Source organism: Bacillus hominis (assembly GCF_018332515.1).
GTDB lineage: Bacteria > Bacillota > Bacilli > Bacillales > Bacillaceae_G > Bacillus_A > Bacillus_A hominis.
This window is the reverse complement of the sequence record NZ_BOQD01000006.1, coordinates 25,080-31,079: the sequence shown is the minus strand read 5'-3', so window position 1 is coordinate 31,079 and position 6,000 is coordinate 25,080. Positions and strand designations below refer to the sequence as shown.

General features: G+C 33.3%; 8 protein-coding genes. 5 read left to right on the top strand and 3 right to left on the bottom strand.

Annotated elements, in window-relative coordinates:
- Positions 1 to 88 precede the first annotated feature (88 nt).
- Both KI356_RS01165 and KI356_RS01160 read left to right on the top strand, forming a co-directional pair.
- Positions 89 to 394 (top strand): hypothetical protein, encoded by a 306-nt coding sequence (locus KI356_RS01165; RefSeq protein WP_128281336.1) that lies wholly within the window; start codon positions 89 to 91, stop codon positions 392 to 394.
- A 357-nt stretch (positions 395 to 751) separates the two neighbouring features.
- A complete protein-coding gene (locus KI356_RS01160; RefSeq protein WP_016129214.1) occupies positions 752 to 1,120 on the top strand; it encodes a DUF3979 family protein in 369 nt (122 codons plus the stop codon).
- Positions 1,121 to 1,154: 34 nt separating this feature from the next.
- Here KI356_RS01160 and KI356_RS01155 read toward each other — a convergent pair whose 3' ends face one another.
- Positions 1,155 to 2,195, bottom strand: coding sequence for a YkvI family membrane protein (locus tag KI356_RS01155; protein WP_212934614.1), 1,041 nt, complete (start codon positions 2,193 to 2,195; stop codon positions 1,155 to 1,157).
- A 240-nt stretch (positions 2,196 to 2,435) separates the two neighbouring features.
- Here KI356_RS01155 and KI356_RS01150 point away from each other — a divergent pair, with 240 nt between their 5' ends.
- From KI356_RS01150 to KI356_RS01140, 3 genes are all read left to right on the top strand, one after another.
- The gene (locus KI356_RS01150; protein ID WP_002118526.1) at positions 2,436 to 2,879 is read left to right on the top strand and encodes a Dps family protein; all 444 of its coding nucleotides are present in this window, start codon (positions 2,436 to 2,438) and stop codon (positions 2,877 to 2,879) included.
- A gap of 108 nt (positions 2,880 to 2,987) precedes the next feature.
- Positions 2,988 to 3,443 carry a DUF3939 domain-containing protein gene (locus tag KI356_RS01145; protein ID WP_128281335.1) on the top strand — a complete coding sequence of 152 codons (456 nt, stop codon included), beginning with the start codon at positions 2,988 to 2,990 and terminating at the stop codon, positions 3,441 to 3,443.
- A 264-nt stretch (positions 3,444 to 3,707) separates the two neighbouring features.
- Positions 3,708 to 4,649: an alpha/beta hydrolase gene (locus tag KI356_RS01140; RefSeq protein ID WP_212934613.1), complete on the top strand. Its 942-nt coding sequence runs from the start codon at positions 3,708 to 3,710 to the stop codon at positions 4,647 to 4,649.
- A gap of 52 nt (positions 4,650 to 4,701) precedes the next feature.
- On the opposite strand, the gene KI356_RS01135 is transcribed toward KI356_RS01140, so the two are convergent.
- Together KI356_RS01135 and KI356_RS01130 are read right to left on the bottom strand one after the other, a co-directional pair.
- Entirely contained in the window at positions 4,702 to 5,703 is a 1,002-nt protein-coding gene (locus KI356_RS01135; protein ID WP_212934612.1) for an LLM class flavin-dependent oxidoreductase, read from the bottom strand.
- A 104-nt stretch (positions 5,704 to 5,807) separates the two neighbouring features.
- A complete protein-coding gene (locus KI356_RS01130) occupies positions 5,808 to 5,999 on the bottom strand; it encodes a DUF3896 family protein (RefSeq protein ID WP_002118539.1) in 192 nt (63 codons plus the stop codon).
- Between the last annotated feature and the right edge of the window lies 1 nt (position 6,000).

The following is a 6,000-nucleotide window of genomic DNA, read 5'->3' as shown; positions in this document are numbered from 1 at the left end:
CTTTATTTAATGTTTGTCGAAAAATAGAGGAATTTGTTAAGTGGGTGTATAATCAATACCATACAGACTACGTATAAAGGAGATTATTATGGGAGTGTATTGGGGAACGAAAAGGCATTCTTGGCTTAGTTATGTCTCGTTTTGGTTAAGTATTTTATTCTTTGTTGTTTTTTTAATTGAAGTGTTTGTATTTAAAACACTTTCAAATAGCTCATTACAAATCGTTAAATATTTTTATTTTATATTTGTACCATTAAACATCATTCTTAGTTTAAGGCTATTATCTAAGAAGAATGAAAAGAAAGTATTACCGATTTTTAGTTTAATTGTATCGCTATTATTTGCAGGGCTAATTATAGTTTTAGCATTAGCAGCGACGGGAAAATTCTTTTGAGAGGAGAGTGATATAAGTCACTCTTCTTTTTTATGTAGAATCCGAAATGTTTATCCTGCTATTGGTGGGAGTCGGGCTGTCCATAAAAGCCCGATTAGTGTGGGATGGACAAAACACCCAATGATTAAAATTTCACTTTATAGGTAGTGTTAAAGAAATGAGGTAAGAGATAATTTGTCAGTAAAGAGCTACACTAGTGAGTGGAGAATGAATTAAAAATACTATATGTTTTATATATGTTTATAAAGCAAATGAATGCGGTAAGATTTGTGATATATGGTACAATAAGCATGGATAGTGATAGAGATAAAGGGTATATAAATACTCATCGTTTTTTAGTAAGAGAGGGGTTATCTTATGCTATACGAGGATTTGATGACATTATTCCAAGCTGCTCCGATAGAATTGGATAGAGGCGGCTGGAAATATATAATCCAGGAACAAAATGATAATTATGAAATTGTTGATGAAATGTTAAAAAAGCAAATGAATGTTGAATTGTATTTTAATGAGTATGATGAGGTGAAAATCACTTTATATAAAGATGGAAGCCCCATTACTACTATGCAAAGAATTGCTATTTCAAAAGTTGAGTTAGATGAAGAGGAAGAAGGCATTCAATTCGTATTAGAACGCATGCCAAGTCGAATGATTCGTTTGCAATTAAAGCCATATCTTGCAGTAGAAATGGGGCCGTACTGGGAAGTATGTGAAGAATGTGAATGAACATGAAAAAACATCCGTATACATGGATGTTTTTTCATGTTTTTTGAAGTTGTTTAAAGGCAATAATCGGTAGCAAAATGATGCTCACCCAACCGATAATAGGGTATAGAATATGAAGTAATTCACTATATCCGATGAAACTAAAGCAATAACTAATTAGTAATATGAAGTAAATAATGTTATTACTTTTCCATCCGGTAATGGATTGCATTTGTTTTGTCATTCCGAATATATTCCCAACTAATGTTGTGAATACTTCACCAAAAATGATAAGAACAAAGAAAAAATGGAAAGTTGCATTAAACCTTCTTACAACTTCAGCCATTGGGATGTTATATTGATTAAATTGTTCAACTGATAATATTGCTAAATGGCTACATAATAAAATAAAGCAAAGCCCCGCGCCTCCTAAAATACCACCCCATAAAATAGCTTTTCGATCTTTTACTTCACTGGCCAATGGGACGAGAACACTTTGGGCGAGAGAAAGATTTAATGCGACATATGTAATAGGGCTAGTAATCCATTTCATATTCCAACTTTCTGTAGGAATGGTGTCAATAATAGGAGTTGTACCATGAATAAAGGTTGTAATAGCAAGTCCGATAATAAAAATCATCATAATAGGTACGACAAGTGTATTCACTTCAAAAACACCTTGTAATCCCCGGCTCCCAATAATGAGGCAGGCGATGACTGTGATGAAAATACCAAGTTGTCTCGGGAGACGGAGTTGTTCTTCAAATACTGCTCCGGCTCCTGATAACATAACGCTAGTTACGCCAAATAATACGAGTAATAATAAAGTATTTACGACATTTCCAAATACATCCCCAAATAAATATTTGTTAAATTCTTGCGCTGAAAATGCCCCGATTTGTGATGACAGTAACATCATCTTTGTACCGAGCCAAATAAAAAAAAATCCACTTATACATATGCCAATGGTCCCGTACAATCCGTTAACTGTAAAAAACTCAACAATTTCTCGCCCAGTAGCAAATCCAGCTCCAACGACCGTTCCGATATAAGTAGCAGCGACTTTCTTTGCTACTTGCCATTGTTGATTGTCCATGTTATCCCTCTTTCTTCTATGATGAGCTTGACTTACTATTATGCATATGTGTGAGCTTGGACAATTAGACATATGAAGTAGTTGAAAGAATACATGAATTATATGATATTGGGGAAATATTAAGGTTGTTAAAACTTTGTTACATATAGCTGTTCATTCGAAAGTGTAGGAAATGTATGGTAAAATGTAGTTGAGTTATTAAAAGATAATAATTATAAAATGATAAGAGGAGTGGATTGTATGAGTACGAAAACAAATGTTGTTGAAGTATTAAACAAGCAGGTAGCAAACTGGAATGTATTATATGTGAAACTGCATAATTATCATTGGTATGTGACAGGGCCGCACTTCTTTACATTACATGAGAAATTTGAAGAGTTTTATAATGAAGCAGGAACGTACATTGATGAGTTAGCAGAGCGTATTTTAGCATTAGAAGGAAAACCGTTAGCGACAATGAAAGAGTATTTAGCAACTTCAACTGTAATCGAAGGGACAAGCAAAGAGTCTGCAGAAGAAATGGTACAAACTTTAGTAAACGATTTTTCTGCACTTATTCAAGAATTAAAAGAAGGTATGGAAGTAGCTGATGAAGCTGGTGATGAAACGTCAGCTGATATGTTATTAGCAATTCATACGACATTAGAACAACATGTATGGATGTTAAGTGCATTCTTAAAATAAACATAAATTGATTAAAGAAAAACTCTATCGAAAAATTCTTTCAATAGAGTTTTTTATAATTTTTCAGTTTTCTTTTATGCTATAATATAGTAAAAAGGAGGCGATATGATGTTTCGCTTTTTCAGAACTGGAAAAGAAGATAGGGAAATTACGAAAGATGAATTAGAGCAAGCGATGGCTAAGTTTCTAGAAACGAATGCTAATATCGTTTATACAGTCTTAGTAAATGATGATTACACAGTAAATTATGATTTGTTAAAGCCTTATTTACCTGCATTTCCAACAAATTTTTTTCTGATAACGAAGGAAACGCTTGAAGTATTTGAACATACAGAAGAAAATTTAAACCTAGTTAAAGAAATTGATATCGTACAAAAGGCCGTAGATCAATATGTAACAGAAAAAGAAATGTTCCCAATTGTTGAAGATAGCGAAGAACGCCTCATATGCGGAGTGAAACTAGGACCATATTTAAATCGTATATTAAAAAGAAACTTATATATTTCAGAAAAGCATTATTTAGTTTCAAGTAAACCAGATAAGAAAAAAAAGCATAGTGGGTAGATGTTATGAGAACAACAATAATATATTGTTGTCTTTTTTTGTTGTCAGAATATTGATTATTCAGTTTATTTAACTGTATACTACAATTAGTGGATAGGAAGGAGTGGTGTATTATGCGTATACATACATTAATTATTAAAGATCATTCTGAGAATCAGGTATTGTTAAGTTGAATTGTAGAATTTACCTACTTATACCGTGATCCTAGAATGATAGGAAGATTGGAGAAACAATTATTATAAAAGGTTACGGAGGAATTTCTATATGAAAAATAGTATGACTTATATTAAGTTATTAAATGAAACGTTACATTGTTATGCAAATAAAGGAAGTTTTGAAGCATATTCTTATATTATGAAAAACGCTAAAGGTGTAATGGGTAATGAAGCACAAATATATAATTTTAAATATGCGCTAGCAAGTGCAGCAGGGCTTGAAAAAGAAGCGTTGCATTTAATGAAGGAAGCAATTATAGTGAATGGATTTTGGTATGGAAGTGAGTATTTAATTTCAGACGACGATTTAAAATCACTTCATAAATATGAAGAGTTTCATATGATGGTTCAATTATGTAAAGAAAGAGAGGAAGTAGCAACGGCATCGGAACAAGTTGATGTGAAATTTATAGGCAGCAAGAAAAAGGAAAATCTACTAATCACAATGCATGGAGATCAAGAAAATATACAAATAGTAGAACCCTATTGGAAATCTGCTTTGGAACAAGATTATATGCTAGCATTGTCTCAATCATCTCAAATTCAATTTTCAGATGGATATGTTTGGGATGATATAGAAAGAGGAAGAGAAGAGTTAAAAGGACTTTATGATAAACTTATAGTAAGTAATACTTTTAAAAATAGTATTATTGGTGGATTTTCTGCTGGGGCAAGAGTAGCGTTACATTCCATGTTACAAGGCGAACTAGAAGTGAACGGTTTTATTTTTGTGGCACCGTGGCTCCCGGAAATGGAAGAATGGGAAGAAATGATTGGAATATTACATGATAAAAGCATAAAAGGATATATAATATGTGGGGATCAAGATGAAGATTGTTTCGAATGTACACAGCAATTTGTAAAGTTATTAAAGGATAAAAATATAGAACATCAGTATAAAGTTGTGCCTAACTTAAATCATGATTATCCTAATAATTTTGATGAGTTATTAAAAGAAGCTATTGAATATATAGGAAGCAAAAACGATTGATTGGTAGTAAGAAAGGGAGATGCATCATATGTGATGCATCTCCCTTTCGTTATTATAAATTAAAAGCGTCTGCCAATAAGCGATAAGAATTTAATTTATCTTCAAATCGATGAGTAATCGTGACAATCATAAATTCGTCAGTATTGTATGCTTTGCTTAAATTTACTATTTTTTCTTTAACATAGGAAGGGTCTCCGACAATCATACGTTCACGATTTTCTTTTATACGGAATAAATCATAAGCACTGTATGAATAATTTTGAGCAGTTTCGATAGAAGGAGTACCAGTCGTTCGTTTTCCTTGCTCTAGTAATAAGATTGATAGATCTAAACTAGAAGCAATTCTTTCCGCTTCTTCATTTGTTTCTCCGCAAATAACAAAAATAGCGACGATCGATTTTGGTTTATCTCCTAAAAAGGAAGGGTGAAATTGTTCCTGATAAGCCCTCATAACTTCTGGACCCCCGAAGCCATTAATAAATTGCGCGAATGCGAAAGAAGCGCCATTGTTCGCCGCAATTTTAGCGCTCTCCCCGCTAGAACCGAGCATCCACATTTCGGGTGATGTTGTGATAACTGGAGTAGCCTTTAAGTTTGCATAATGATGGTTTTCTGGTACTTGATCATGTAAGTACATTGCGACATCTGCAATTTGCTCTGGGTATTGATCAAGTGAGACCATTTTTCCTTCTTGAAGTGCGCGAGTTGCTATTGGCATACCACCAGGTGCTCTACCAACACCGAGGTCGATGCGATTTGGATAAAGTGCTTCTAAAACGCGGAAATTCTCGGCAACTTTATATGGGCTATAATGTGGCAACATAACACCACCCGAACCAACTCTAATACGATCCGTTTTTGCTGCAATATGAGAAATAAGTATTTCTGGGCTTGAACCAGCTAGGCTCACGGAATTATGATGCTCGGATACCCAAAAACGTGTAAATCCTAGTTTTTCAACTTCTTGTGCAAGCGTAACTGTATGTGAAAAAGCTTGGGCTGCTGTGCTACCATCTGAAATAGGTGATTGGTCTAATACACTTAATTTGATCATAGAATATACCTCTCAATCTTAATGTACATCCTATTATATATTTGCTTACGAAAAATGCGTAATAAAATGCTCAAAATGAAAAGCAGATAATCTTATATCCACTTTTAACGAGAGAATCCCCGTTCATAATGATTCATTTCGACTAAGTTTAAAATATATTCGTAGTTATCAATTTCTAAATGTATTTGCTTGCGTTCTTCTTCAGTTAGTTTAATGCTAGTGAGTTTTTTACATAGCTGCTGTTTCTTTAATTCTAAATGTTTTTTTGTAGCATGATAATCGTAAGTACGTTTCATG